The organism is Microbulbifer sp. ABF4_107, from assembly GCF_056312215.1.
The window spans coordinates 2,425,014-2,449,545 of record NZ_CM149983.1 but is presented as its reverse complement, the minus strand read 5'-3'; the positions used below and the strand labels follow the sequence as shown (position 1 = coordinate 2,449,545).

The 24,532-nt window shown below is 50.2% G+C and carries 28 protein-coding genes; all 28 read left to right on the top strand.

Annotation, left to right across the window (positions count from 1 at the left end):
- Positions 1-10 precede the first annotated feature (10 nt).
- Complete coding sequence (locus ACYX4K_RS10145; RefSeq protein WP_475092243.1) at positions 11-715, top strand: succinate dehydrogenase iron-sulfur subunit; 705 nt, start codon at positions 11-13, stop codon at positions 713-715.
- Between the two features lie 190 nt (positions 716-905).
- The gene (locus ACYX4K_RS10140) at positions 906-3,731 is read left to right on the top strand and encodes a 2-oxoglutarate dehydrogenase E1 component (protein ID WP_475092244.1); all 2,826 of its coding nucleotides are present in this window, start codon (positions 906-908) and stop codon (positions 3,729-3,731) included.
- A 70-nt stretch (positions 3,732-3,801) separates the two neighbouring features.
- Positions 3,802-5,004 (top strand): 2-oxoglutarate dehydrogenase complex dihydrolipoyllysine-residue succinyltransferase, encoded by a 1,203-nt coding sequence (gene odhB, locus ACYX4K_RS10135; RefSeq protein ID WP_476178689.1) that lies wholly within the window; start codon positions 3,802-3,804, stop codon positions 5,002-5,004.
- A gap of 172 nt (positions 5,005-5,176) precedes the next feature.
- Complete coding sequence (gene lpdA, locus ACYX4K_RS10130; protein ID WP_475092246.1) at positions 5,177-6,619, top strand: dihydrolipoyl dehydrogenase; 1,443 nt, start codon at positions 5,177-5,179, stop codon at positions 6,617-6,619.
- A gap of 153 nt (positions 6,620-6,772) precedes the next feature.
- Entirely contained in the window at positions 6,773-7,939 is a 1,167-nt protein-coding gene (sucC, locus tag ACYX4K_RS10125; protein ID WP_231757951.1) for an ADP-forming succinate--CoA ligase subunit beta, read from the top strand.
- A gap of 2 nt (positions 7,940-7,941) precedes the next feature.
- Positions 7,942-8,814, top strand: coding sequence for a succinate--CoA ligase subunit alpha (gene sucD / locus ACYX4K_RS10120; protein WP_475092247.1), 873 nt, complete (start codon positions 7,942-7,944; stop codon positions 8,812-8,814).
- Between the two features lie 409 nt (positions 8,815-9,223).
- Positions 9,224-9,646, top strand: a complete 423-nt coding sequence (locus ACYX4K_RS10115; protein WP_475092248.1) for an FxsA family protein — start codon at positions 9,224-9,226, stop codon at positions 9,644-9,646.
- Between the two features lie 120 nt (positions 9,647-9,766).
- Positions 9,767-10,198, top strand: coding sequence for a hypothetical protein (locus ACYX4K_RS10110; protein ID WP_475092250.1), 432 nt, complete (start codon positions 9,767-9,769; stop codon positions 10,196-10,198).
- A gap of 118 nt (positions 10,199-10,316) precedes the next feature.
- Complete coding sequence (locus tag ACYX4K_RS10105; protein WP_476178688.1) at positions 10,317-10,658, top strand: MafI2 family immunity protein; 342 nt, start codon at positions 10,317-10,319, stop codon at positions 10,656-10,658.
- Positions 10,659-10,829: 171 nt separating this feature from the next.
- Entirely contained in the window at positions 10,830-11,108 is a 279-nt protein-coding gene (locus ACYX4K_RS10100) for a hypothetical protein (RefSeq protein ID WP_475092252.1), read from the top strand.
- A gap of 138 nt (positions 11,109-11,246) precedes the next feature.
- Positions 11,247-11,489, top strand: a complete 243-nt coding sequence (locus tag ACYX4K_RS10095) for a hypothetical protein (RefSeq protein ID WP_475092253.1) — start codon at positions 11,247-11,249, stop codon at positions 11,487-11,489.
- Between the two features lie 643 nt (positions 11,490-12,132).
- Entirely contained in the window at positions 12,133-12,462 is a 330-nt protein-coding gene (locus tag ACYX4K_RS10090; protein ID WP_475092254.1) for a hypothetical protein, read from the top strand.
- 1,040 nt (positions 12,463-13,502) lie between these two features.
- On the top strand, positions 13,503-13,820 hold the full coding sequence (locus tag ACYX4K_RS10085; protein ID WP_476178687.1) for a hypothetical protein: 318 nt from the start codon (positions 13,503-13,505) through the stop codon (positions 13,818-13,820).
- 149 nt (positions 13,821-13,969) lie between these two features.
- A complete protein-coding gene (locus ACYX4K_RS10080) occupies positions 13,970-14,266 on the top strand; it encodes a hypothetical protein (RefSeq protein ID WP_475092255.1) in 297 nt (98 codons plus the stop codon).
- 120 nt (positions 14,267-14,386) lie between these two features.
- Positions 14,387-14,764 carry a hypothetical protein gene (locus ACYX4K_RS10075; protein WP_475092256.1) on the top strand — a complete coding sequence of 126 codons (378 nt, stop codon included), beginning with the start codon at positions 14,387-14,389 and terminating at the stop codon, positions 14,762-14,764.
- A 254-nt stretch (positions 14,765-15,018) separates the two neighbouring features.
- Positions 15,019-15,477 carry a hypothetical protein gene (locus ACYX4K_RS10070; protein WP_475092257.1) on the top strand — a complete coding sequence of 153 codons (459 nt, stop codon included), beginning with the start codon at positions 15,019-15,021 and terminating at the stop codon, positions 15,475-15,477.
- 82 nt (positions 15,478-15,559) lie between these two features.
- On the top strand, positions 15,560-16,141 hold the full coding sequence (locus ACYX4K_RS10065) for a CbrC family protein (protein WP_476178686.1): 582 nt from the start codon (positions 15,560-15,562) through the stop codon (positions 16,139-16,141).
- A gap of 222 nt (positions 16,142-16,363) precedes the next feature.
- The gene (locus ACYX4K_RS10060; RefSeq protein ID WP_475092259.1) at positions 16,364-16,807 is read left to right on the top strand and encodes a hypothetical protein; all 444 of its coding nucleotides are present in this window, start codon (positions 16,364-16,366) and stop codon (positions 16,805-16,807) included.
- 648 nt (positions 16,808-17,455) lie between these two features.
- Positions 17,456-17,812, top strand: a complete 357-nt coding sequence (locus ACYX4K_RS10055) for a hypothetical protein (RefSeq protein WP_475092260.1) — start codon at positions 17,456-17,458, stop codon at positions 17,810-17,812.
- Between the two features lie 135 nt (positions 17,813-17,947).
- Positions 17,948-18,328, top strand: a complete 381-nt coding sequence (locus tag ACYX4K_RS10050; protein WP_475092261.1) for a hypothetical protein — start codon at positions 17,948-17,950, stop codon at positions 18,326-18,328.
- 128 nt (positions 18,329-18,456) lie between these two features.
- On the top strand, positions 18,457-18,846 hold the full coding sequence (locus ACYX4K_RS10045) for a hypothetical protein (RefSeq protein WP_475092262.1): 390 nt from the start codon (positions 18,457-18,459) through the stop codon (positions 18,844-18,846).
- Positions 18,847-18,985: 139 nt separating this feature from the next.
- On the top strand, positions 18,986-19,603 hold the full coding sequence (locus ACYX4K_RS10040) for a DUF6630 family protein (RefSeq protein WP_475092263.1): 618 nt from the start codon (positions 18,986-18,988) through the stop codon (positions 19,601-19,603).
- 597 nt (positions 19,604-20,200) lie between these two features.
- Positions 20,201-20,521, top strand: a complete 321-nt coding sequence (locus ACYX4K_RS10035; RefSeq protein WP_475092264.1) for a hypothetical protein — start codon at positions 20,201-20,203, stop codon at positions 20,519-20,521.
- Positions 20,522-20,735: 214 nt separating this feature from the next.
- Positions 20,736-21,044, top strand: a complete 309-nt coding sequence (locus tag ACYX4K_RS10030) for a transposase (RefSeq protein ID WP_475091450.1) — start codon at positions 20,736-20,738, stop codon at positions 21,042-21,044.
- The gene (locus ACYX4K_RS10025) at positions 21,041-21,898 is read left to right on the top strand and encodes an IS3 family transposase (protein WP_475091449.1); all 858 of its coding nucleotides are present in this window, start codon (positions 21,041-21,043) and stop codon (positions 21,896-21,898) included. Before ACYX4K_RS10030 ends, ACYX4K_RS10025 begins: the two co-directional genes overlap by 4 nt.
- 47 nt (positions 21,899-21,945) lie before the next feature.
- Positions 21,946-22,968, top strand: coding sequence for a hypothetical protein (locus tag ACYX4K_RS10020; RefSeq protein ID WP_476178685.1), 1,023 nt, complete (start codon positions 21,946-21,948; stop codon positions 22,966-22,968).
- A gap of 527 nt (positions 22,969-23,495) precedes the next feature.
- On the top strand, positions 23,496-23,831 hold the full coding sequence (locus ACYX4K_RS10015) for a hypothetical protein (protein WP_475092266.1): 336 nt from the start codon (positions 23,496-23,498) through the stop codon (positions 23,829-23,831).
- Positions 23,832-23,980: 149 nt separating this feature from the next.
- Positions 23,981-24,493, top strand: a complete 513-nt coding sequence (locus ACYX4K_RS10010; RefSeq protein WP_475092267.1) for a hypothetical protein — start codon at positions 23,981-23,983, stop codon at positions 24,491-24,493.
- The last annotated feature ends 39 nt before the right edge of the window (positions 24,494-24,532 follow it).

Here is a 24,532-nt window from a genome sequence, read left to right as displayed (position 1 = left end):
CGGAAAGAATATGTTGAAAGTAAGCATCTACCGTTACAACCCGGAAACCGATTCTGCACCTTATATGCAGGATTACGATCTGGACACCCAGGGCAAAGACTTGATGGTGCTGGACGTACTGGAACTGCTGAAAGCCCAGGATCCTTCCCTGTCTTTCCGCCGCTCCTGTCGCGAAGGCGTTTGTGGCTCCGACGGCATGAATATTTCCGGTAAGAACGGTCTTGCCTGTATCATGCCGATCTCTGAAGCGGCGCCGAAAGGCAAGCTGGTACTGCGTCCGCTGCCCGGACTGCCGGTCATTCGTGACCTGGTGGTGGATATGGAGCAGTTCTACACCCAGTACAAGAAAATCGAGCCCTTCCTGCAGAACAGCACACCGGCTCCGGCCATTGAGCGTCTGCAGTCCCCGGAAGACCGTGCAAAACTGGATGGCCTGTACGAGTGTATTCTCTGCGCCTGTTGTTCCACGTCTTGTCCTTCTTTCTGGTGGAACCCGGACAAGTTCATCGGCCCGGCGGGCCTGTTGCAGGCTTACCGCTTCCTGGCGGACAGCCGCGACGACGCCACCGACGAGCGTCTTGGCAATCTGGACGATCCGTTCAGCGTTTTCCGTTGCCACGGCATCCAGAACTGCGTCAACGTTTGCCCCAAAGGTTTGAATCCTACCCGGGCAATCGGACATATCCGCAACATGCTGATAACCCGCGCCGTGTAGGGAACTTCCCTCTTAGGGAACGCGGGTTTCCCGCCAAAAATAATCACAATTAGGCCGACAGCAGCGCAGGTGTCAGGTCTATACGAAAAAGGGGAGGTGTCTTTTCAGCACCTCCCCTTTTGTGAGTGAAAAGACAGGAAAGAGCGGCGCAATATTCAAGGGTGCGCGCCGTCAATTGAGGTAGGCATTAATGCACGAAAGCTCTATGGAGGCGCTCTGGCGGACTTCGCATATCTCTGGTGGCAACGCCGGATACGTGGAAGATCTGTACGAGACCTATCTGCACGACCCCAGTGGTGTACCGGAAGAATGGCGCAGCTACTTTGACAGCCTGCCGAGGGTAAATGGCGGTGATGTCTCACACGCTGCGATTCGTCAGCACTTCGAGTTGCTGGCGAAAAACCGTACCCGCCCTCTCTCCGCCCCCGGCGCCGGCTCGGTCAACATTGAACACGAGCGCAAGCAGATCAAAGTTCTGCAACTGATCAACTCCTACCGTCACCGCGGCCACAAAAAGGCCACCCTAGACCCTCTGGGTATCATGGCCCGTGAGCAGGTGCCGGATCTGCAGCTGAACTACCACGGTCTCACCGAAGGCGACTTCGATACCACCTTCCAAACCGGAGACCTGTTCTTTGGTAAAGGCGAAGCGACCCTGCGTGAAATCGTAGAAGGCCTGGAAAATACCTACTGCCGCAACCTGGGTGCTGAAATCATGCATCTGTCCAACCTGGACGAACAGCAGTGGTTCCAGCAGCGCCTCGAGCGCAGCCAGTCCAAGCCCAATTTCGGCAACGATATCCGCACCGAAATCCTGCAGCGCCTGTCTGCTGCGGAAGGCCTGGAGCGCCACCTGGATTCCAAATACCCGGGTACCAAGCGTTTTGGCGTGGAAGGTGGCGAGAGCCTGATCCCGCTGATGGATGCGCTGATCCGCCGCTCCGGCACCTACGCCGTGAAAGAAATTGTCATCGGCATGGCCCACCGCGGTCGCCTGAACACACTGGTCAACATCCTGGGTAAAAACCCGTCGGACCTGTTCGAGGAATTTGAGGGCAAGAAAACCCTGGATACCTCTGGTGACGTGAAGTATCACCAGGGCTTCTCATCCAACGTGATGACCCCTGGCGGTGAGGTGCACCTGGCGCTGGCCTTCAACCCCTCGCACCTGGAAATCTGTGCCCCGGTGGTTGTGGGTTCCGTGCGCGCCCGTCAGGATCGTCGCGGCGACAGCACCGGTGAGAAGGTAATGCCGATCAATATCCACGGCGATGCGGCCTTTGCCGGTCAGGGCGTTGTGCAGGAAACCCTGCAGATGTCCCAGACCCGCGGCTACTACACCGGTGGCACCATTCACCTGGTACTGAACAACCAGGTGGGCTTTACCACCAGCAAGCGCGAAGATGCCCGCTCCACCGAGTACTGTACCGATGTAGCGAAGATGATCGACGCTCCGGTGCTGCACGTAAATGGTGACGATCCGGAGGCGGTGGTTCTGGCCGGTCTGCTGGCGGTGGATTACCGCTACGAATTCAAGAAAGACATCGTCATCGACCTGGTGTGTTACCGCCGTCGCGGCCACAACGAGACCGACGATCCCTCCGGCACCCAGCCGCTGATGTATCAGACCATCCGCAAGCACAAGACCACCCGTACCCTGTACGCGGACAAGCTGATTGCGGAAGGTGTGGTGGACAAGGCTGCGGCGGACAAGCTGGCCAACGATTACCGGGACAAACTCGACCGCGGTGAAGATGTGGCGACGGGTCTGGTAAAAGAGCCGGACTCTTCCATGTTTGTGGACTGGCGCCCGTACCTGAACCACGAGTGGACGGCCGAAGGCGACACCAGCTTCCCGATGAAGAAGCTGAAAGACGTGGCCACCCGCATGACCACTGTGCCCGACGGCATCGTCATGCAACGCCAGGTTTCCAAAATTTACGACGACCGTCGCAAGATGGCCGGCGGTGGCCTGCCACTGAACTGGGGCATGGCGGAAACTCTGGCTTACGGCACGTTGCTGGAAGAGGGCTATATGGTCCGCTTCACCGGTGAGGACGTGGGTCGCGGTACCTTCTCCCACCGCCACGCGGTTATCCACAGCCAGAAAGACGGCCAGAGCTACGTACCGTTGCAGAACATGTACGAAGGTCAGCCGCGTTTCGATATGTACGACTCGCTGCTGTCGGAAGAAGCGGTGCTTGCGTTCGAATACGGCTACGCCACCACCACCCCGAAATCCCTGGTGGTCTGGGAAGCGCAGTTCGGTGACTTCGCCAACGGCGCCCAGGTGGTGATCGACCAGTTCATCACTTCCGGTGAGCACAAGTGGGGCCGTATGTGCGGCCTCGTGATGCTGCTGCCGCACGGTTATGAAGGCCAGGGCCCGGAGCACTCCTCTGCACGCCTTGAACGTTTCATGCAACTGTGTGCCGAGCACAATATCCAGGTGTGCAACGCCACTACGCCGGCTCAGATCTTCCACCTGCTGCGTCGCCAGGCGGTTCGCCCGATGCGCCGCCCGCTGGTCATCATGAGCCCCAAGTGGATTCTGCGTCACAAGCTCGCGACTTCCAGCCTGGACGAGCTGGCCAATGGCAAGTTCCACAACGTTATCCAGGATGGCGCTGTGGATCCAGCCAAGGTGAAGCGTCTGGTCATCTGCTCCGGCAAGGTCTACTACCATCTGCTGGAAGCGCGCATGGAGCGCGAGCAGGAAGATGTTGCCCTGGTTCGCCTGGAGCAGCTGTACCCATTCCCGGACGACGAGTTCCTGTCTGCGGTTTCCGCATTCAAGAACATCAAGAGTGTTGCCTGGTGTCAGGAAGAGCCCATGAACCAGGGCGCCTGGTACTCCAGCCAGCACCACCTGCGTCGCCTGCTGAAGGAAGCACATCCCAAGCTGGAACTGGAATATGTCGGCCGCGCGGCTTCTGCTGCACCGGCGGCGGGCTATATGTCCACCCATCTGGAAGAACAGAATACGTTCATCAACGAGGCGCTGACTGTCAAATAAGGCAGCAGTACAACGAAGAGCAGGGCGCCGGTAAAGCTGGTGCCCAAGACAATCTCAGGAAACAGGAACAATGACCATCGAGATTAAAGCGCCAACATTCCCGGAATCTGTACAGGACGGCACCGTAGCCACCTGGCACAAACAACCGGGTGAAGCTGTGTCCCGCGATGAACTGATCGTGGATATCGAAACCGACAAAGTTGTGCTGGAAGTCGTTGCACCGGCTGACGGCGCCATTAGCGAAATTATCAAGGGCGAGGGCGACACCGTTCTCTCCAACGAAGTGATCGCCAAATTTGAAGAGGGTGCGGGCGGCAGCGCTGGCGACTCTTCCGAAGCAGCGCCGGCTCCAGCCGAAGCGCCGGCTGCCGAAGCGCCTGCCGCTGGCGGCGAGAAAATTGCCATGCCGTCTGCCAAGAAAATGGCGGCGGAAAAAGGCGTAAACCTGGCCGGTGTTGAAGGCACTGGTAAAGGCGGTCGCGTACTGAAAGAAGACGTGATGAAAGCCGGCTCTGCCCCTGCGGCGAGCGCACCGGCGGCTGCCGCTCAGGTTGAAGTTGCAGCGGGTGAGCGCGTTGAGAAGCGTGTACCCATGACCCGTATGCGCAAGCGCATCGCCGAGCGCCTGCTCGACGCCTCCCAGTCCACTGCCATGCTCACTACCTTCAACGAAGTGAACATGAAGCCGATCATGGATCTGCGCAAGAACTACAAAGACCTGTTCGAGAAAACCCACAACGGTACTCGCCTGGGCTTTATGGGCTTCTTCGTAAAAGCGGCCGTAGAAGCGCTGAAGCGCTACTCCGCGGTGAACGCGTTTATCGACGGCAACGACATTGTTTACCACGGCTACCAGGACATCGGTGTTGCGGTTTCCTCTCCGAAAGGTCTGGTAGTTCCCATTCTGCGCAACGCGGAAAACATGGGCATTGCGGACCTGGAAAACAATATCCGTGATCTGGGTCTGCGCGCCCGCGACGGCAAGCTGTCCATTGACGAGATGACTGGCGGTACCTTCACCATCACCAACGGTGGTGTGTTCGGTTCCCTGCTGTCCACTCCGATTCTGAACCCGCCGCAAACAGCGATTCTGGGTATGCACAAAATCCAGGAGCGCCCGATGGCGGTCGACGGCAAGGTAGAAATCCTGCCGATGATGTACCTGGCGCTGTCTTACGACCACCGCCTGATCGATGGTAAGGAAGCGGTTGGCTTCCTGGTTGCGATCAAGGAAATGATCGAAGATCCTGCGCGCATCCTGCTGGAAGTGTAAGCAGAGTATTTTGGAGATGGGGCGGCAGTTGGTACTGCTGCCCTAAACAATGAGTCAGCCGTTCGAGCTGGCATCAACGGCATCAAGACCGTCTCAGGGAATGCCGGGAAGATCCCCGGTTATGCGAGTAACTATTCGCATACGTTGAATCCACTCAAATTTGGAACAGACCATGTCAGAAAAATTTGACGTAATCGTAATCGGCTCCGGCCCCGGTGGTTATGTCGCTGCAATTCGCGCGGCGCAGCTGGGTCTGAAAACTGCCTGTGTTGAAAAATGGGTAAACAAAGAAGGCAAGACCGTTAATGGCGGTACCTGCCTGAACGTGGGCTGTATTCCTTCCAAGGCGCTGCTGGACAGCTCCTGGAAATACCACGAAGCCAAAGACTCTCTCGACGTACACGGCATCGATACCGGCAAGGTAAAGATCGACGTCAAGAAAATGATCGAGCGCAAAGAAGGCGTTGTGAAGCAGATGTCTGGCGGCATCTCCGGCCTGTTTATGGCCAACAAGGTAACCTCCATTGAAGGTACCGGTAAATTGCTGTCTGGCAAGAAAGTGGAAGTGACCGATAAAGACGGTAAGTCCACCACTTACGAAGCCGAGAACGTGATCCTGGCTTCCGGTTCCGTACCGGTAAATATCCCGCCGGCCCCTGTGGACAACAAAGTGATTGTTGACTCCACCGGCGCGCTGGAATTCACCGACGTGCCCAAGCGCCTTGGTGTGATCGGTGCTGGCGTCATCGGTCTGGAACTGGGCTCCGTTTGGAATCGCCTGGGTTCCGACGTTGTTGTACTGGAAGCCCTCGACAGCTTCCTGTCCATCATGGACCAGCAGATTGCCAAAGAATCCCAGAAGATTCTGAAAAAACAAGGCCTCGACATTCGCCTGTCTTGCCGCGTAACCGGCAGCGAAGTGAAAGGCAAAGAAGTTGTCGTGACCTATCAGGACAAAGACGGCAAAGAGCAGACCGAAACCTTCGACAAGCTGATCGTCTGTGTGGGCCGTCGCCCGTACACCGAAGGCCTGCTGTCTGAAGATGCTGGTGTAAAACTGGACGAGCGCGGCTTCATCTACGTCAACGACCTGTGCATGACTTCTGCACCGGGCGTATGGGCGATCGGTGACGTGGTGCGCGGTCCGATGCTGGCCCACAAAGCGTCTGAAGAAGGCGTGGTGGTTGCCGAGCGCATCGCCGGCCAGAAGCCGATGATGAACTACGACGTGATCCCGAACGTGATCTACACCCACCCGGAAATCGCTGCGGTTGGCCGCACCGAAGAGCAGGTGAAAGCCGACGGCGAGCCCTACAACGTAGGTGTGTTCCCGTTCCTGGCGGTAGGTCGTGCGGTTGCGGCGAACGAATCCGGCGGCATGGTGAAAATCATCGCCCACGCTGAAACCGATCGTGTACTGGGTGCCCACATCGTAGGCCCGAGTGCCTCCGATCTGGTGCAGCAGGTAGCGATTGCGATGGAATTCGGTTCCAGCGCGGAAGATATCGGCATGACCGTATTCGGTCACCCGACCTTCTCCGAAGCAGTCAAGGAAGCGGCTCTCGCGGTTCACGGTCACGCCATCCACATGGCCAACCGTAAAAAACGCAAGTAAGCGACCCGCAATCCCGGGGTGGTAATCTGGTTACCGCCCCGGTTTCATTTCAGGGTTTTTGATTCTGTAACAAAGCACAATCAGAACCCTGTCTAAAGGTGCAGAGCAATCTGCAATTGGTAAACACATTTCAAATGTGAATTGGTATTGACTATGAACTTGCATGAGTATCAGGGCAAACAACTGTTTGCAGCATACGGATTGCCGGTTTCCAAAGGCATCGCAGCGGAAACCCCGGCAGCAGCAGCAGCGGCAGCAGACGAAATCGGCGGAGACAAGTGGGTTGTTAAAGCCCAGGTGCACGCTGGTGGCCGCGGTAAAGCGGGCGGCGTCAAGCTGGTAGATTCCAAAGCGGAAATTGAAGAATTTGCGAAAAAGTGGCTGGGTAACAACCTGGTAACTTATCAGACAGACGAAAACGGTCAGCCGGTTTCCCGCATCCTCGTGGAAAGCTGCACCGATATCGACCAGGAACTGTACCTGGGTGCGGTACTTGACCGCGCTACTCGTCGCATCGTTTTCATGGCCTCCACCGAAGGTGGTGTTGAAATCGAGAAAGTTGCGGAAGAGACCCCGGAAAAAATCCTGAAAGCCACCATCGACCCGCTGGTAGGCGCTCAGCCATACCAGGGCCGTGAGCTGGCCTTCAAACTGGGCCTCGAAGGCGACCAGATCAAACAGTTCACCAAGATCTTCCTGGGTCTGGCGAAAATGTTTGAAGAAAAAGACCTGGCCCTGCTGGAAATCAACCCGCTGGTAATCACTCCAGAGAAGAACCTGCACTGCCTGGACGCCAAGATCGTGATCGACAGCAACGCGCTGTACCGTCACCCGGACCTGCGTGAAATGCACGACCCGTCTCAAGAAGACGAGCGCGAAGCACACGCAGCCAAGTGGGACCTCAACTACGTAGCTCTCGATGGCAACATCGGCTGCATGGTAAACGGTGCTGGCCTGGCCATGGGTACCATGGACATCGTCAACCTGCACGGCGGCAAGCCTGCCAACTTCCTGGACGTTGGCGGCGGCGCGACCAAAGAGCGCGTTGTTGAGGCGTTCAAAATCATCCTGTCCGACGACAACGTTAAAGCCGTTCTGATCAACATCTTCGGCGGCATCGTACGCTGCGACATGATCGCAGAAGGCGTAATCGGCGCGGTGAAAGAAGTTGGCGTTACTATCCCGGTTGTTGTTCGCCTTGAAGGTAACAATGCCGACCTGGGTGCCAAGGTTCTGAGCGACAGCGGCCTGAACATCATCGCTGCCACCAGCCTGACCGACGCGGCAGAGCAAGTGGTTAAAGCTGCGGAGGGTAAATAATCATGTCAGTACTGATTAACAAAGATACTAAAGTCATCTGCCAGGGCTTCACCGGCTCCCAGGGCACTTTCCACTCCGAGCAAGCCATCGAGTACGGTACAAAAATGGTCGGCGGTGTTACCCCGGGCAAAGGCGGCCAGACTCACCTGGGCCTGCCGGTATTCGACACCGTGAAAGAAGCCGTAAAAGCGACTGGCGCAGAAGCGTCTGTTATCTACGTACCGGCGCCTTTCTGTAAGGATTCCATCCTGGAAGCGGCCAACGGCGGCATCAAGCTGATCGTGTGCATCACCGAAGGCATTCCTACCATGGATATGCTGGATGCCAAGGTTAAGTGCGACGAGCTGGGCGTGCGCCTGATTGGCCCGAACTGCCCGGGCGTGATCACTCCGGGTGAGTGCAAAATCGGCATCATGCCGGGCCACATCCACAAGCCGGGCAAAGTGGGCATCGTTTCCCGCTCCGGTACTCTGACTTACGAAGCCGTAAAGCAGACTACCGACCACGGCTTCGGCCAGTCCACTTGTGTGGGCATTGGCGGCGATCCCATCCCGGGCTCCAACTTCATCGATATTCTGGAAATGTTCCAGAACGACCCGCAGACCGAAGCCATCGTAATGATTGGTGAGATCGGCGGTTCCGCGGAAGAAGAAGCGGCTGCTTACATCAAGGCAAACGTCACCAAGCCGGTGGTTTCCTACATCGCGGGTGTAACCGCGCCACCCGGAAAGCGCATGGGCCACGCCGGTGCGATCATCTCCGGTGGTAAAGGTACCGCGGATGAGAAATTTGCTGCTCTGGAAGACGCTGGTGTTAAAACCGTACGCTCCCTGGCGCAAATCGGCGACGCACTGAAGGAAGTAACTGGCTGGTAATCAGCTATTCCTTTCTGAAAAGCCGCCTTCGGGCGGCTTTTTTTATGCCTGAAATTATCTTCCACAAGTCTTGCGAATCAATAATTGTGTAATAGGTGCCAAAACTGACATTCTTTCTTTCGGCGGACGGTAAAGTTCTGTGTTCAGCGGCCTATGGCTTGTGTGCAGGGAATAAGATAGGCTAAACCGTTGATATACAAAGGGTTAGGGTATTTCATACAAGCCATTTGGAAAACAAGAACAAAAGCCATGGGCTTCTTTTGCTCCCATGAATGTGACGGCCTGTTTCTATAGGTTGTTGATTCTTGGCTATTTTTGTTGAGGTGTTGATTTCTGTGCCGAGGAACAGTTGCTTCTGCAACAAAAGCCTATGGCGTATGAATAAAACTGTTAAGGCATTCAGAATCATATGAAGTCGCTAATTTTTCTGATAATTCTTGGAGTAAGTGAGGTTGCAGTGATAGGTCAACTTCATTCAATGCTTGGGCTGTACACGCTTATCGGACTTTATATGATCACTACTGCCATAGGCGGAATTTTGCTTTATTTGCGTTATCCTGAGTTCAAGCGCTCTATGAAGGCCTCCAAAAATTTAGGTAAGAAATTTAAAAATAAAAATTCCGGAAAAGATCAGTCACTTTCTTCAGATCAGCTTAAAAAATTGCCACCATTACTCTTTGTTGCAAGGTATGGTATTGCTCTTGGGCTAATCATAGCGCCTGGGATTGTCTCTGATTTCCTTGGTGTTGTAATGATCTTACCTGTTGTAACAAGTTACTTCATTAATCGCAGTGTCGATAAAGCAATTTCCAAGGCGGAGGTCCAGCCTTAACAAGCAGCGGCAGAGCGACAGCCAACACTACGCACCTTTTGTGTTACTCGCTGCGCTCACAAATTAACACAAAAGGTGCTCCGCGTTGGCTGCGCCTGCGCAGAGCGTTAGGCATCCTGAATGACGATACCCTCAAAAAATTCTTGGACATATTTGGTTCCAATTGGGTGGGATGAAGAATCCGCGATCGAGCATTTTCAGGGGAAGTCGTTTGAGGAGGCTTTTTCACTTATTGAAGATAATGCACTCTTCTACAGCGAAGATTTTTACTACATGCCAAAGAAACCGTTTCAGTTTTATATAAATGCATTTGGTGACTATTTAGTGAGCGAAAAGAGTAAGGGAGATAGTGATGCGCCGTCTTGTTTCCTTGCTTTGTTCGAGTACATCTTAGATGAAAAAGGTGAATTTTTAAGTGGTATAGAAGGCATTCTGGATAACTGTCTCGCCCATATAGCTCACAATCAAAATTGGTATGATGCTGATGCCAGCATTTATGGTGATTTCCACAATAGAGTCGGAGAAATTCGATCCAGGTGGTCCCATGCCTAACAATCAGCGGCAGAGCGACAGCCAACGCTACGCACCTTTTGTGTTACTCGCTGTCGCTCAAACATTAACACAAAAGGCGCTCCGCGCTGGCTGCGCCTGCGCTGGGCGTTAAGTGTCTATGAGAACCGAGCACGAAATAAAATTGATGCAATATGCCCAAGGAGCGCTTCTGGGTGAAATTGCACCATCTTTTAGGGCGGTATCTTTTAAGTTGTCTCCGGACGGTGAAGATTTAGTTGCTCGCTTTATATTTGATGGAGAGCCAAGTGAAGAGGCTAGGGAAGTTGCTAGCGTTGCGCTAACTAACTTATTGGCCAATTACTCAGAGAATCATCGGAGATTCAAAGAGGAAATGATGGCAGTTCCATTTCCTCAGAAAATGGAACATTTGCCTCTTTTGGTATATCTGCGCAATGAAGACAGTTGGAACCCATGGTCCAAGGCATACAAAAACACTTAACAAAGCCGGGCAGTTTGCTACGGGCCTTCGGCCCTCCGCGGGACAGCTCACCTTGTGCACATTTTGCGCGGGTCGCTACGCTCCCATTTTCGCGTAAAACGCGCACAAGGTAAGCTGCCCCTGCCGGCGGCGTTATGTTGTAGAGCAATAAAATGACTAAGGAGAGGTCAAATGTACGGATACATAAATCTTAGAAGCGAAAATTTGAATCCGCTTTTAGTCTTCGTAAAAGTAATTCACGCAGTTTCAATTGCGCTGTTCGTGCTAATACCGCTAAGTATTGTTCCTGCGATGTTTGCTGGTATCAGCCAAATGTATGTGCTGTCATTTTTGATTTACCCATTTGGGGGGTATTTACTAGCTGGAGTGCTTGCGGTGCTCATCGCGTTTGAAGAGAGCTATAGAGTCCGTACGGAGCGCATGGTCCACTCCGAGCGAAATCCAACATAACAAACAGCGGCAGAGCGACAGCCAACGCTACGCACCTTTTGTGTTACTCGCTGGCGCTCACACATTAACACAAAAAGTGCTCCGCGCTGGCTGCGCCTGCGCTGGGCGTTAAGCATTCTGAGTCTGGAGAGAGAGTTTGTGGAAGAAGTAATAGGTGGTGTATTTAGATTTCTCGGTCGATTTCTTGTTGAGACCATCTTCGCCGCCATATTTGAAGTTATGTTCCAATTCCCAGGGAATCTCATTTGCAATTTTTTTACAAAACAAGGGAAAGAGCCAAATTGCTTTCTGGTAGTGATTACTAGTATTCTATTCTGGCTGTTGGTAGTTGCATTGGGCTACACCGCATACGTTGCACTTTCTAGCGAGCCCAATGCTTAACAATCACGGGCAGTGAAGCTCCGGCCCTTCGGGCCTCCGCGGGACGTCTTACCTTATGCACGTTTTACGCGGGTCGCTTCGCTCCTATTTTCGCGTAAATCGTGCATAAGCTAAGCCGCCCCTGCCGTGGGCGTTAACGTGCGGAGAAATTTTAGAATTTTCGGCGTACCGAGAGTTCAGGGTTCTAAATGGTGGCGCTTTCAATTGGTTGTGCTATCTGAGAGTTTTCTTGAAAAGTGTGCCTGAAGTTCGGTGCTCAAAAATTGTCTCTAGGGTGGCAGTTGTTGTTAGGAGCGGTGCGCCAGAGTTCGTTGGTTCTAGCCTTGCTGGCGGAAAATCCTGGCAGGCCGTTTTAAGTTTTTGGTAGATACACCGCAGCATGTGTCACCTTCTTTTAAAGGTGTAGGCTGCAAATTTTTAGGTAAAAATATTTGGTGTTGTTAGCGTCGCGTGTAATTCACGTTAACAAGGCGAGGCAGTTCGTTCCGGCCCTTCGGGCCTCCACCGGACAGCTTACTTTGTCCACTTTATTGCGCGGTCGCTTCGCTCCCATTTTTGCGCAATAAAGCGCACAAAGTAAGCTGCCGCTGCTCGCGGCGTTATGTGTCAGCACTTGCAAAGCGTCTCAGTGGAGCCATAAATTGTGAAAATGATAAAGATATTTTCATGGATTTTGATAATTCCAGTCTCCATTTTCTGTATTATCGCTAGTTCTGCTCCATTCACCCCTATGGTATTGGTTTCATTTGCGCTCATCATGCTTGCTGGAGTTATAGGAGCGTTCGGGCAGCTAAATTTGGCAATTGTCTGTTTGGCACTGAATTCTGTAGCGGTTGCAATCAGCCCAATATCAGATATGGAGTATGTGGGTAGTAGCGTAAAGCAGGCCTTTATTTTGGCAGTGCCAATAGTAATCGGATTTGGTGGAATTCTTGTGGGAGTGGCTAAGCTCCGGAGCGCTGCCCACACATAACAATCAGCGGCAGAGCGACAGCCAACGCTACGCACCTTTTGTGTTACTCGCTGTCGCTCAAACATTAACACAAAAGGCGCTCCGCGCTGGCTGCGCCTGCGCTGGGCGTTAGTGTTTTTTAGCCTTTGCGTTTTTTGTTTGGTGGAGTTTCGGGGTTCAGAGTATTGGAAGGTGGTAGCCGGAAATTTGGCGGTAAAAATAGGCCGCGTGAAATCGTGGTTCCACTATTCGGCTTTAGCGGTCAGGCTTTATAGGTTTTATCGGCATCTCTATTTGTGCAGTGCCGCTTGAAGATAATCGTCGGCTTCGCCCACGGGTGGGAACCTGAAGGTCTCTGCCTGGAGTGGCGGCACCGCACAGAGGTTTTTTCCAAGTATAGAACGGCCTATTCGCGTTCGTTCTTTGCGGTGGTAACATCAAGCCAAGAAGTACTACAGAAAGTTGGCAGTGACCCGAAACACTAACAAGCAGCGGCAGAGCGACAGCCAACACTACGCGCCTTTTGTGTTACTCGCTGTCGCTCAAACATTAACACAAAAGGCGCTCCGCGTTGGCTGCGCCTGCGCTGGGCGTTATGAGTCGTAAGTAGCAATGACAGAAAATATCCCAGAAATAGTTGTATTCGTTGTCGGCGTGCCACTATTTCTCATAGGATTCTATCTGTGGTTTCAAGCAGCGAGGCACATGATTGGTCTGCTTTCTCATTTTAAGCCAAACATGTGGTGGGGGCAGTACATACCAATTTGTATATTTATCCCTCATTTTTTTACGGAAGAGGGCAATCGGCACAGACTGCAAATGTTAAAGTATGCAGGACTTTTTATAGTCTTTTGCGGCACACCATTTCTTGCGTATGCAATTTGGAGCTACTCCGCACGTTGAAAACTCATAACAAGCGCAAGCAGTATGCTCCGGCCCTTCGGGCCTCCGCGGGACGCCCAACGCTATGCACGTTTTGTGCGGGTCGCTGCGCTCCCAGTTTCGCACAAAACGTGCATAGCATTGGTCGCCCCTGTTGCGGGCGTTAAGTGTCAGTACCAATGAAATCACTTGGAATAAAAATAAACGTAGCTCTACTTATTTTTTCAGCAGCTACGCTCGTTCAAGCTAATTGTATTTCTGAAGCCTCTGCGCACCGATCAGTTGAGGTAAAAGTAGAAAGTAGTGGTTCGTGCACAAAATTGAATTGCACCAATGTGAAAGCAAGAAATGTCCAGGCAGCATTGGCAATCTGCCACCAAACAGAAAAAGACTTCAATTTCTGTGGTTGGCATGAAAAGCGTAGAATTCAACACGTAGAAATGTTTCAACCTAAAGATGGTGTGTATGAGGTTAGTATCGAGAAGTGTCACACTTAACAATCACGGGCAGTGAAGCTCCGGCCCTTCGGGCCTCCGCGGGACGGCTTACCTTATGCACGTTTTGCGCGGTTCGCTTCGCTCTCATTTTCGCGCAAATCGCGCATAAGATAAGCCGCCCCTGCCGTGGGCGTTAAATGTACTTGCAGATGAATGGCATTGACTTAAAACCCGCAGCAATAATGATCACTGTGTGCCTCTTAATTGGTTCGGGCATCCAGTACTTCACTGGGTTCTACTGGCTAACAGCAACATTGCTGCTTATGATCGTAGTTTTGATTAATGGCCTCATCATCTTCAACGAAGATCTTGATGAAGGAGGTTTTGATCATCAAGAAGGAGTGACTGACACGCCTGAAGCCAAAGCTGAGCAACGCAAATCCAACAAAATTCAGCTGGCAATAATAGTTCTACTTATCGTAGGTGCGGTGTGGTCATACATTTAACAAGCAGCGGCAGAGCGACAGCCAACACTACGCACCTTTTGTGTTACTCGCTGACGCTCAAACATTAACACAAAATGCGCTCCGCGCTGGCTGCGCCTGCGCTGGGCGTTAGGCATCACGATGAAAAAGCTAATCACTTTGATAAGCACGTTGTTTTTAGTTTCATGTGGAAATGGTGCTGTAGAAAATATTAGGTTTCGAGAGTACGGAAGGGTCGTTTCAAATATTGGGCATGTGGCCTATGTCTATGAAGCCTTGAGTGAAAGTGAGTCACCTGTAACGCAAGTAATGGTTTCATTTAGCGGTGGAACTTGTGGCGCGGGTATAGTTTCAGCGTATTCAAGTAATTTGAATTTTAAGCTTAACTGGCGTGATGGGAGTACTTTAGTAATTGAGAATCTAAGTGGCGTAGAGCTACAGTGGAATCCATCAGGTCAATACTTGAAGTGTGGCCGCCAATCTATAGAGGCCGTAGTTGAGCAGGGCGGCCATGCCTAACAATCAGCGGCAGAGCGACAGCCAACGCTACGCACCTTTTGTGTTACTCGCTAGCGCTCAAACATTAACACAAAATGTGCTCCGCGCTGGCTGCGCCTGCGCTGGGCGTTAGGCAACCTAGAGATATATCCGTGTTAAAAGCCATATTTGTAGTAGTCCTCGCATTGATAATTTCGTCATGCACGCGAATACACTTCACGGCCGCGGAGCTACAGCCGATTCAGTCGAATTACACAGATGGTGATCTAAGTATTTTGATTCTTACAGAAAGCACTCTTGTTTCTAGGGAGGCCAAAGACCAGCAGCACACGCGGGAGTACGAGTTTCCACCTAGAATTATCGTTCACGTATCTTCAGATCGCGAGTACAAAGATACACCAATAGCGATAACTTCAGTTTCTTTGAAATCAGAAGGTGGAGTGGAACTTTTGAGTCGCCGAGGTGTTGAGTTAACGCTCAGAGACTCATGGTTCAAAGATAACGAAAAGTATAATGATCATGTTCATTTGAAAAATTTGGGCGGAGTGAACACTGTCCGTGATATCTACATCACCCAATGGATAAGGGGTGTTGAACTAGAACAAAATTACAAACTTGTATTGGAGTACATCAATCTTAAGGGAGAGTCCAAAAGCATTGAGATCGAGTATTCAGCGGTAAAAGAAGAATTAAAAAAGCTAGTCCCGTCCAAGCTATACTGGAACTCCGTATAATTGCCTAACAATCAGCGGCAGAGCGACAGCCAACGCTACGCACCTTTTGTGTTACTCGCTGGCGCTCAAACATTAACACAAAATGCGCTCCGCGCTGGCTGCGCCTGCGCTGGGCGTTAACTTTCGAGGCAATATGATGGATCTTCCTAAGTTCAAATATCACCCAAATCCTCTAGGCACGGGATCATTTGAAACCAGTGAAGAAACTTGCGAGTGTTGCGGAAAAGTAACTGGCTATATTTATACGTCGATTCTCTATGCGGAAGAAGAGATTGAGTTTGTCTGCCCATGGTGCATTGCAGATGGTTCGGCCGCAAAGAAATTTGATGGAACGTTCGTTGATGATTATCCATTAGTTAAAGCAGGTCTAAGCGAAGAGGTAGTTTCGGAGGTTTGCGAAAAAACACCCGGATTCAACTCTTGGCAGCAAGAACAGTGGCAAAGCCACTGCGGCGATGCTTGTGAGTTTCACGGTGATGCTGAGATAGAAGACTTACAATCTCTCTCAGGAAGTCAGCTTGAGTCATTTTTATCAAAAGAAATTATTAAGCTAGATTTCTGGAGAAATATACTAAAAGGGTATAGTAAAGGCGGTAGCCCTGCGGTCTATAAATTTAAGTGCCGAAAATGTTCAGAGTTCATTTATACAATGGACTTCGATTAAAAAGTTAACAAGCAGCGGCAGAGCGACAGCCAACGCTACGCACCTTTTGTGTTACTCGCTGGCGCTCAAACATTAACACAAAATGCGCTCCGCGCTGGCTGCGCCTGCGCTGGGCGTTAAGCCACTAGAAGAATGAGATACGTGGAATCAAATTGTTGGAGAGTCATGGTACTAGTGCTGTCAGTTACGGCAGTTCTAATATTTTTTCGATCCCATATTTATATGACGGTGACTCCATTTGAATGTTGGAGTATCGAAGATGTATGGGACTATCGCGCTGATACTTTGAACCCTTTTTGGATGTATGCTCTGGTATTCTTGTTGCTCTTAATTTGGTCGCTCGTTGAGCTTTTGATCGGTATATTCTCAAAAAGCCTAAGGTTTGTACCGTTCGTTTCGTTATTTTTAATGATCTCTGTTTTGTTTGGTCATTTACACTTTTGGCAATCTTTTAAAATTTTGCGTGAAGAAGAGGAGTTCAGTTACTTTACGCTTAAGCTGGTTCACTTTGTACGGCCACAACCAGAAGAAAGGCTTCCGGGGGCTCCACCTAGCTGGGAAGAATACGTTATTAAAAATAGGTGTGATAAAGGATTGGCAATTTCCAATATGTCAGAGCAGGAACACGCAGAGCTTCGTAAGAGCTTTCTAGAGCTCTGGGAGTAAAGGCTTAACAAAGCGCAGCAAAGGGACGGCTTACTTTCTGCACGTCTTGCGCTGGTCGCTGCGCGCCCATTTTCGCGCAAAACGCGCATAAAGTAAGCCGCCCCTGTGCGCGGCGTTAAGGTCAAATGAACATCAAGCTTTTATTGTTAATAGCAGTAGGAATTTTCGGGGTTTTAACTGGCGAGGAGTCTCTGAGATCGGCTAGTGAAGCAAACCCGCCAATTACCTTCGAAGTGTTACCGTACCTGTTTTTTGGGTGCATACTCGCTGTATTTATCATAGTTGCGGTCCAAGTTTTTAGAGAAAATAGGAAATACGGGCAGTGGGCTCTAAATTGCATGAGCGCTTGTGCTGTTTATTTTACTACAACCGGAGTAACTGCTGTTATATTGGCAGGCCATTCTGATCCTGGAAGTTTTCTATTTCTAATTGTTGGTTTAGGTTGTGCTGTGGGAGTTTTAGGTTCCTGGTATCTGTTTCGAGTCCGTCACCTTAACAATGCCAGGCAGTAAAGCTCCGGGCCTCCGGCCCTCCGCGGGACAGCTTACCTTGTGCACGTTTTACGCAGGTCGCTGCGCTCCCATTATTGCGCAAAACGCGCAAAAGGTAAGCTGCCCCTGCTGGCGGCGTTAGGAGTCCAGAGTATAGATGAGTGGTCAAGAAAGAAGATTTAGTGAAAAAATGGCCATTTACTTTGCTGTTTTTCTTGCGATTTTCGAGGTGATCTATAACTGGTCTAATCCATCATGGTGGCCATTTATACTTGTGGATTACATTTGCGTCGCGTTGTTGCTATATGGTGCGCTCTATAGTCGCAATGTTTTGATTGGTGGTTGGGGGTTCACTTGTGGCATGTTTTACATTGCCTTTTTCTTGATTCTCGAAAAAGGACAAAGCATGTTTATTTCTGTGGGTGCTGGAGTTTTGTTTCTAGTTACCATTGTCGGCTTGGTCCTCGCCATCCTAGAAGCTGGTGGGGAAACTCCTAACAATCACAGGCAGTGAAGCTCCGGCCCTTCGGGCCTCCGCGGGACGTCTTACCTTATGCACGTTTTGCGCGGTCGCTTCGCTCCTATTTTCGCGCAAAACGCGCATAAGGTAAGCCGCCCCTGCTGTGGGCGTTATGTACAAGGAGAGCACGTGACTACAGAAGCACCAATTTATGAGATCTTGAGAAATGCTGAAAGCCAAATAAAATGGCAGTTATTTTCCTGCATCCCTCTGTTTACATTAGCTGTTTTGATACCTTTAGCCGCTTGGAATTTATTTCTTATCCCGAGTGGCGAGTCTGATGGCCTCTGGTTTCAAAGAAGTGGTTCACTTACGGTACTTTTTGCAGTTTGGGCCGAGTACAATCTCATGAAAGTAAATGAGCATGTGAATCCGTCTGGTAGCGTATTTAGCCAGCAAGCAGATTTAGCGGAACGCTATCAGTCCATTTTCAAAAAAGCCCAGTACACTTCTATCGCGTTAGCGGTTTCAGGCACCTTTATTTGGGGGTACGGTGACCTCCTCAGGTAAATACATAACAATCAGCGGCAGAGCGACAGCCAACGCTACGCACCTTTTGCGTTACTCGCTGTCGCTCAAACATTAACGCAAAAGGTGCTCCGCGCTGGCTGCGCCTGCGCTGGGCGTTAAGTGATTACATGCAGAAAGAAAGTGCGAGTGTAAAAGAGACGTTGTCAGTAATTCTGTCAATGATCGGTGGCACTGTGGCTGCACTTGCGCCTGGCCTTATTTGGGCGTCTGATAAATCCGCACTTGTATTTGGAATACCATTAACGCTAGTAGCCGCTTCATTTTTTCTGTATGCAATAGAGAATGGCTATAAAGTAGCGCTATATTTTACGCTTTGTGTATCTGCATACTCAGCGGGATTTGGGTTCGTTGTATTTGTACCTTTAGCCTTGTTCCGTGTCGACTATCCGATTCCGAAAGAGGTGTATATGGTCAGTATATTGATTGGTATAGTTGTCTTTATTGCTAGCTATTTTATCGGGAAAAAGTTCAAGTCACTTAACAATCACAGGCAGTAAAGCTCCGGCCCTTCGGGCCTCCGCGGGACGTCTTACCTAGTGCACATTTTGCGCGGGTCGCTACGCTCCCATTTTCGCGCAAAAGGCGCACTAGGTAAGCCGCCCCTGCTGTGGGCGTTACGTGAGTATGGAGTTTTAAATGAAGTTAATATTAATAATTATAATTTCGGCAATTTCAGTCTACGCATTTGCCAAGAATGGAAAAAAGGGCAGTCACAACCTGGAGGAAGACTTGAAGAGTTCCTACTTGCATATGGCCAGGGGAATTTCGAATGGCGATCCTAAAGTCGAGTCTGAAATATCGTTATACTTTGATTCAAAAGATAAGTATTTCTCAAAGTTTGAAGGTGAATTATATGAGAGAGGTATAGAGTCTGCTAGTGATATTGAGGATGTGATTGTTCTAATAAACGCGCTCGTTAATGCAAAAAGTATAGTTTATCGAGATGTTTCTTCAGAGCTCAAAGAAACTTTGATGTCATTGGATTCGTTGACTAAAAATGAACTTTCAAAAAATGAGTGCTTTCAATCTCTACTTGAATTCTCTCAATCTGCCAAGTATGGATTGGGGACATATCTACAGCAAAAGGGGCACGGCCCATCAATTTCTGCGTGTATCGAGCAATCTGGATTTGCACTCCGAGGTATAGATGAAGGGTCGGATTCGTACTCACTTGTAGTAATTCGCAAGGAAAAGGTAGAGTCCTTGGAGTTGGCGGCACAAAAGTCCGGGGTGAGAATCCAGACTTTCCTATGATTCACGTAACAAGCAGCGGCAGAGCGACAGCCAACACTACGCGCCTTTTGTGTTACTCGCTGTCGCTCAAACATTAGCACAAAAGGCGCTCCGCGTTGGCTGCGCCTGCGCTGGGCGTTAGTGTTTTTTACAACGGTGGCATTTTGGGTTTTGGTTTCGGAAAGTCCGGTGCAAAAAAACGGTGGTTTCGGCACCTGGTGTGTTCAGAATTGGCAACGTGAAATCGTGGTTCCACTATTTAGCATTGGTAAGTCGGCTTCAGCACAGTTTCCGGTGACTTTATTTGTGCCGTGCCGCTAAAGCTAAACGTCGGCTTCGCCCACGATTTGGGTAGAGCCGGAAAGTGTGTGCCAAGTTGGCGGCACCGCACCGGGGCATTTTCAGGTATTGTAGGGGCTAAATCGTTCGTTCTTGACAGTGGTTACGTCGAGTCAAGGCGTACAAAATATAGTCAAGCAGAGGCCCGAAACACTAACAAGCAGCGGCAGAGCGACAGCCAACGCTACGCACTTTTTGTGTTACTCGCTGCGCTCAAACATTAACACAAAAAGCGCTCCGCGCCGGCTGCGCCTGCGCTGGGCGTTAAGCATAAAAACGATGAACCTAGTAAAGCGCTGGTGGAACAAAAGGAGAAAGCTTCGCAAGTTTCGCACTGTGTTTGTCTCTAAATTGAGAGATGAATATGGAAAGAGCAGTAACTTGAAATTCAATCAGGTAAAAACCGCTCTTTCACTCACAGGGTTAGAAGGCGACCATGAGGAATATGCATACGCACTCGCGTTATCTCCCGCGCAGTACAGGTATTATCAAAAAGTAAGTTCTATCGAATTTTCGCAAGAGGCACTAAGAATTGATCTCGGGGTAAGTAGTGCTCTTTTAGGTATGGGCTCCCAAGGCGCTGGCCCATGGTCCGAGTGAAAAGCTTAACAATCACGGGCAGTGAAGCTCCGGCCCTTCGGGCCTCCGTGGGACGGCTTACCTTATGCACGTCTTGCGCGGTCGCTTCGCTCCCATTTTCGCGCAAAACGCGCACAAGGTAAGCCGCCCCTGCCGTGGGCGTTAAGAGGCAGTGTTACCCACAGAAAGTAGACACCCTGTATAGTTAGGTTTCGGCCTAACACGGAGGTGTATCATGGGTAAGAAGAAGGTTGCAGCATATACGGAAGAGTTCCGCCGGGAGGCGGTTCGTCGTAGTGATCAAGAGGGCGTAACGGCCGCTGAGGTCGCGCGTGAGCTAGGAATTCACCCGGGGCAAATCTATAACTGGCGGCGCCAGCTCCATCGCCTCTCTGATAAACAATTCAACTCACTGGACGGAGTAGATTATTCCAAAAAAGAGAGTGAGTCAGTACGGAAGCTGAGACGCGAGAATGAAACGCTCCGGAAGGAGGTCGAGTTTTTAAAAAAGGCGACGGCGTACTTCGCGAAAAACCAAGAGTGAAGTACGCACTGATCGAGCAGTGCCGGGAAGATTTCCCGCTGACGATGATGTGCCGTCTGATGAAAGTATCCACGGCTGGATACTATAAATGGGAAAAGCGTCCGAAATGCGCTTCAGCTTGCCGTCGAGAGCGACTGGAAGCCCAAGTTATTGAAACCTATGCAGCGTTTAAAGCCCGCTATGGGGCTCCTAGGATCGCTGATGAGCTCAATGCAGCGGGTATCCAGTGTAGCGTCAATTTTGTGGCGAAAATCATGCGTTCGAGAGGGATACGGGCCCGTAATGGGAAGGGCTTCAAGTACAGCCCGCCTGCAGAGGCTATGAGCAACGTGGCTGAGAATCTGCTGAGTCGCCAGTTTGTCGCCGAGAAGCCGAACGAGAAGTGGACCACCGACATCACGTATATCTGGGTGCGTGATCGTTGGCTATACCTGGCCACGGTGATGGATCTCTATTCGAGGGCGATTGTAGGGTGGGCCCTGGATACGAGCATGACTGAACAACTGGTAACTGACGCGCTGAAGATGGCTTTTCAGCGTCGAGAGATTCGGCCAGGTCTGGTTATCCACTCAGATCGAGGTGTGCAATATCGCGCACGAGATTATCGTTATTTTATCGAAAAGAATGATTGCAGACCCAGTATGAGCAGAAAGGGAAACTGCTGGGATAATGCGGCGATGGAATCGTTTTTTAGTCGACTGAAAGTCGAGCTAATATACGCAGAGCAGTACGAGAGTATCGAGGACGCAAAAAGCGGAATCTTCGAGTACATCGAAGTGTTCTATAACCGAGTACGTAGGCACTCCGCTATTGGTCATGTCAGTCCGGCGGATTTTGAGCGCAAACGCGCATAGTTAGGGTGTCTACTTATCGTGGGTAAGACCAGAGGCAAGAATAGCTAGTGCAACAATCACAGATTATGGAAGATAAGATTATTTCAGCAGTGAGAACTTTTGCTGGCTCGATAAACTCGGGTAGCAAAGTCGTAGCTGATATGTCTGAACTAATTGAAGTTACTTCTCTGTTGCCTCTTTCGAGTTTTGATCACTGGGAGCGGTTTATTCGTTCAGAATTCTCTACAGCTTTAAGGGAGTCAATTCCCCCTAAGTGGAAGGTATGGTCAAAACCCAAGGAACTAGTAACTTGGCTTGATCTCATTAGCTGGGATGGTTACAAACGCGAAAAAGCATTGCGTGCCCTGTCTGGAGCAGCACCGAACACCTTCTTTTTTTCTCTTGCAGTTCGTAGGCTCAATGATTGGGTGCCTCAAGTCCGTAAAGCCGCAAGGGAAAAGCTCCCTGAGATAGCAAAGTCGACTGATCCTGAATATGTAGTAGAGGCATTATGCGTCGCCCTTTCCAATTGGAATTCATGGGGTAGGATAGAAGAAGCAGATAAAGAGGTTCTTCTGAAAATTATCTGTGAAAAAGAGATAGCAAAGTCCCTTCGGTCTAAATTAATTTTGTCTACTTCAGGGCCTATGCCATCACTCTTTTCTCAGCTTGGTCGCACTCCGATACTTGATGGTCAAATTGAAGATATAGCAAAATCTGCTATTCAGCCTTCAGTTCGAGCTAAGGCATACCGCAGCTTATTTGAAGGGCGGGTTGTATGGATCGAAGGCCGAAAATGGGTGTGGACTGATATTAGGTACTGTGAAGGCAGGCTCAAACCTATCGTTGGCGAACGGAAGTTAGAAGTTGAAACTCCACTAATAGACTTACTAAAAAGATCATCTGAAGATCGTTCATTTATCGTTAGGCGTGTTTCAGCAGAGATTCTAATACGAGAGTTGGGCAATGTAGGTATGAGAGCTAGAGTATTTGCTGAACGCTTTGCTTCAGATAACTCACACGCTGTATCTGAAAGGGGTGAGTTTGCTCTAAAGAAATTAAACGAGGCAGAGCGTGCCAATGCCTCTTAACAAGCGCATGTTGTCGGACTGGTTTTTCGCTGCGCTCCAAACCAGCCGCAAATGCGGGCGTTATGAGTCGTAAGTAGCAATGATAGAAAATATCCCAGAAATAGTTGTATTCGTTGTCGGCGTGCCACTATTTCTCATAGGATTCTATCTGTGGTTTCAAGCAGCGAGGCACATGATTGGTCTGCTTTCTCATTTTAAGCCAAACATGTGGTGGGGGCAGTACATACCAATTTGTATATTTATCCCTCATTTTTTTACGGAAGAGGGCAATCGGCACAGACTGCAAATGTTAAAGTATGCAGGACTTTTTATAGTCTTTTGCGGCACACCATTTCTTGCGTATGCAATTTGGAGCTACTCCGCACGTTGAAAACTCATAACAAGCGCAAGCAGTATGCTCCGGCCCTTCGGGCCTCCGCGGGACGCCCAACGCTATGCACGTTTTGTGCGGGTCGCTGCGCTCCCAGTTTCGCACAAAACGTGCATAGCATTGGTCGCCCCTGTTGCGGGCGTTAACTGCAATAGCCATGAAAGAACTATCGGTAGTATTAATGTTCACGTTGTGGCCTTTACTATTTTTTGTAGGCTACGGTAGTCTCTTTCCTGCAATTTTAGATTCCGAGGAGGGGCGAGCGAGATTTCCAAAAATTAGGGAGATTTTTGATGGCTTTGATTACAACGCACACAAAATTGTATGGATGATTATGGCTGTAGCGCTCCCAATAATTTATCTAGGTTTTACCGTCGGCTATTTTCAAAGTTGCATGAAAGAAAAGAATATTCGGGTCTTTGGCTATGTAATTGGGATTCTAAATCTGGCACTTTTATGGGCACTCGGCTACTACCTTCTACATCGCAGTTAACAAAGCCAGGCAGGATGCTCCGGGCCTGCGGCCCTCCGCGGGACAGCTTACCTTGCGCACGTTTTGCGCGGGTCGCTGCGCTCCCATTTTCGCGCAAAACGCGCACAAGGTAAGCTGCCCCTGCCGGCGGCGTTATGGTTCCATGAAGTATGGAAGAAATTTTTAAATATATTTCCGATAGAAGTGGTGATGATACCTACTACCTCAAGAGTTTAAATTGTTTAGATGGGGTGGATCTAGATTTGTACTGCTCGCTCGGTGAGGCCTTTCCGGTTCGAGACATCTATGCACTACTAAGTGAGAGAAATTGGCGTCCACAACTTGTTGCGTACACTTTTGCTCTAGCTAGAAATGAAAATGATGGTCTCGAACTGTTCAAGGCTGCTCTATCTAGGGGAAGCTTTGTCTCCCCGCAGCTTATAGTTGCAACTGCCATACTTGGAAAAAGAGTGTCCGGAAAATTTCTTTTAGGGTTGCTAACTGATTCAAAAACATCTAGTAAGTCTAAAGGTGCAATCGTTGCAGCGCTGCCATATTGCTTTATAAATGAGGCTGTATTAGGGGAATACACGTTAGATTTGAGTGAGTTCGGCATGGGGCACAGTATTGCGGAGCAGCACTTAAGGTTCTGGGACAAACGCGGCTTTTTGCGCAAACCATAACAATCAGCGGCAGAGCGACAGCCAACGCTACGCACCTTT

Bases quoted from the DNA above. Each gene is read 5' to 3' on its own strand.
- ACYX4K_RS10085 (WP_476178687.1), top strand. From the start codon at position 13,503: ATGAAATCACTTGGAATAAAAATAAACGTAGCTCTACTTATTTTTTCA.
- ACYX4K_RS10145 (WP_475092243.1), top strand. From the start codon at position 11: ATGTTGAAAGTAAGCATCTACCGTTACAACCCGGAAACCGATTCTGCA.
- ACYX4K_RS10075 (WP_475092256.1), top strand. From the start codon at position 14,387: ATGAAAAAGCTAATCACTTTGATAAGCACGTTGTTTTTAGTTTCATGT.
- ACYX4K_RS10140 (WP_475092244.1), top strand. From the start codon at position 906: ATGCACGAAAGCTCTATGGAGGCGCTCTGGCGGACTTCGCATATCTCT.
- ACYX4K_RS10040 (WP_475092263.1), top strand. From the start codon at position 18,986: ATGAAGTTAATATTAATAATTATAATTTCGGCAATTTCAGTCTACGCA.
- ACYX4K_RS10010 (WP_475092267.1), top strand. From the start codon at position 23,981: ATGGAAGAAATTTTTAAATATATTTCCGATAGAAGTGGTGATGATACC.
- ACYX4K_RS10015 (WP_475092266.1), top strand. From the start codon at position 23,496: ATGAAAGAACTATCGGTAGTATTAATGTTCACGTTGTGGCCTTTACTA.
- sucC (WP_231757951.1), top strand. From the start codon at position 6,773: ATGAACTTGCATGAGTATCAGGGCAAACAACTGTTTGCAGCATACGGA.
- sucD (WP_475092247.1), top strand. From the start codon at position 7,942: ATGTCAGTACTGATTAACAAAGATACTAAAGTCATCTGCCAGGGCTTC.
- ACYX4K_RS10115 (WP_475092248.1), top strand. From the start codon at position 9,224: ATGAAGTCGCTAATTTTTCTGATAATTCTTGGAGTAAGTGAGGTTGCA.
- ACYX4K_RS10065 (WP_476178686.1), top strand. From the start codon at position 15,560: ATGCGCTCCGCGCTGGCTGCGCCTGCGCTGGGCGTTAACTTTCGAGGC.
- ACYX4K_RS10035 (WP_475092264.1), top strand. From the start codon at position 20,201: ATGAACCTAGTAAAGCGCTGGTGGAACAAAAGGAGAAAGCTTCGCAAG.
- lpdA (WP_475092246.1), top strand. From the start codon at position 5,177: ATGTCAGAAAAATTTGACGTAATCGTAATCGGCTCCGGCCCCGGTGGT.
- ACYX4K_RS10060 (WP_475092259.1), top strand. From the start codon at position 16,364: ATGACGGTGACTCCATTTGAATGTTGGAGTATCGAAGATGTATGGGAC.
- ACYX4K_RS10105 (WP_476178688.1), top strand. From the start codon at position 10,317: ATGAGAACCGAGCACGAAATAAAATTGATGCAATATGCCCAAGGAGCG.
- ACYX4K_RS10030 (WP_475091450.1), top strand. From the start codon at position 20,736: ATGGGTAAGAAGAAGGTTGCAGCATATACGGAAGAGTTCCGCCGGGAG.
- odhB (WP_476178689.1), top strand. From the start codon at position 3,802: ATGACCATCGAGATTAAAGCGCCAACATTCCCGGAATCTGTACAGGAC.
- ACYX4K_RS10055 (WP_475092260.1), top strand. From the start codon at position 17,456: ATGAGTGGTCAAGAAAGAAGATTTAGTGAAAAAATGGCCATTTACTTT.
- ACYX4K_RS10045 (WP_475092262.1), top strand. From the start codon at position 18,457: ATGCAGAAAGAAAGTGCGAGTGTAAAAGAGACGTTGTCAGTAATTCTG.
- ACYX4K_RS10080 (WP_475092255.1), top strand. From the start codon at position 13,970: ATGAATGGCATTGACTTAAAACCCGCAGCAATAATGATCACTGTGTGC.
- ACYX4K_RS10110 (WP_475092250.1), top strand. From the start codon at position 9,767: ATGACGATACCCTCAAAAAATTCTTGGACATATTTGGTTCCAATTGGG.
- ACYX4K_RS10100 (WP_475092252.1), top strand. From the start codon at position 10,830: ATGTACGGATACATAAATCTTAGAAGCGAAAATTTGAATCCGCTTTTA.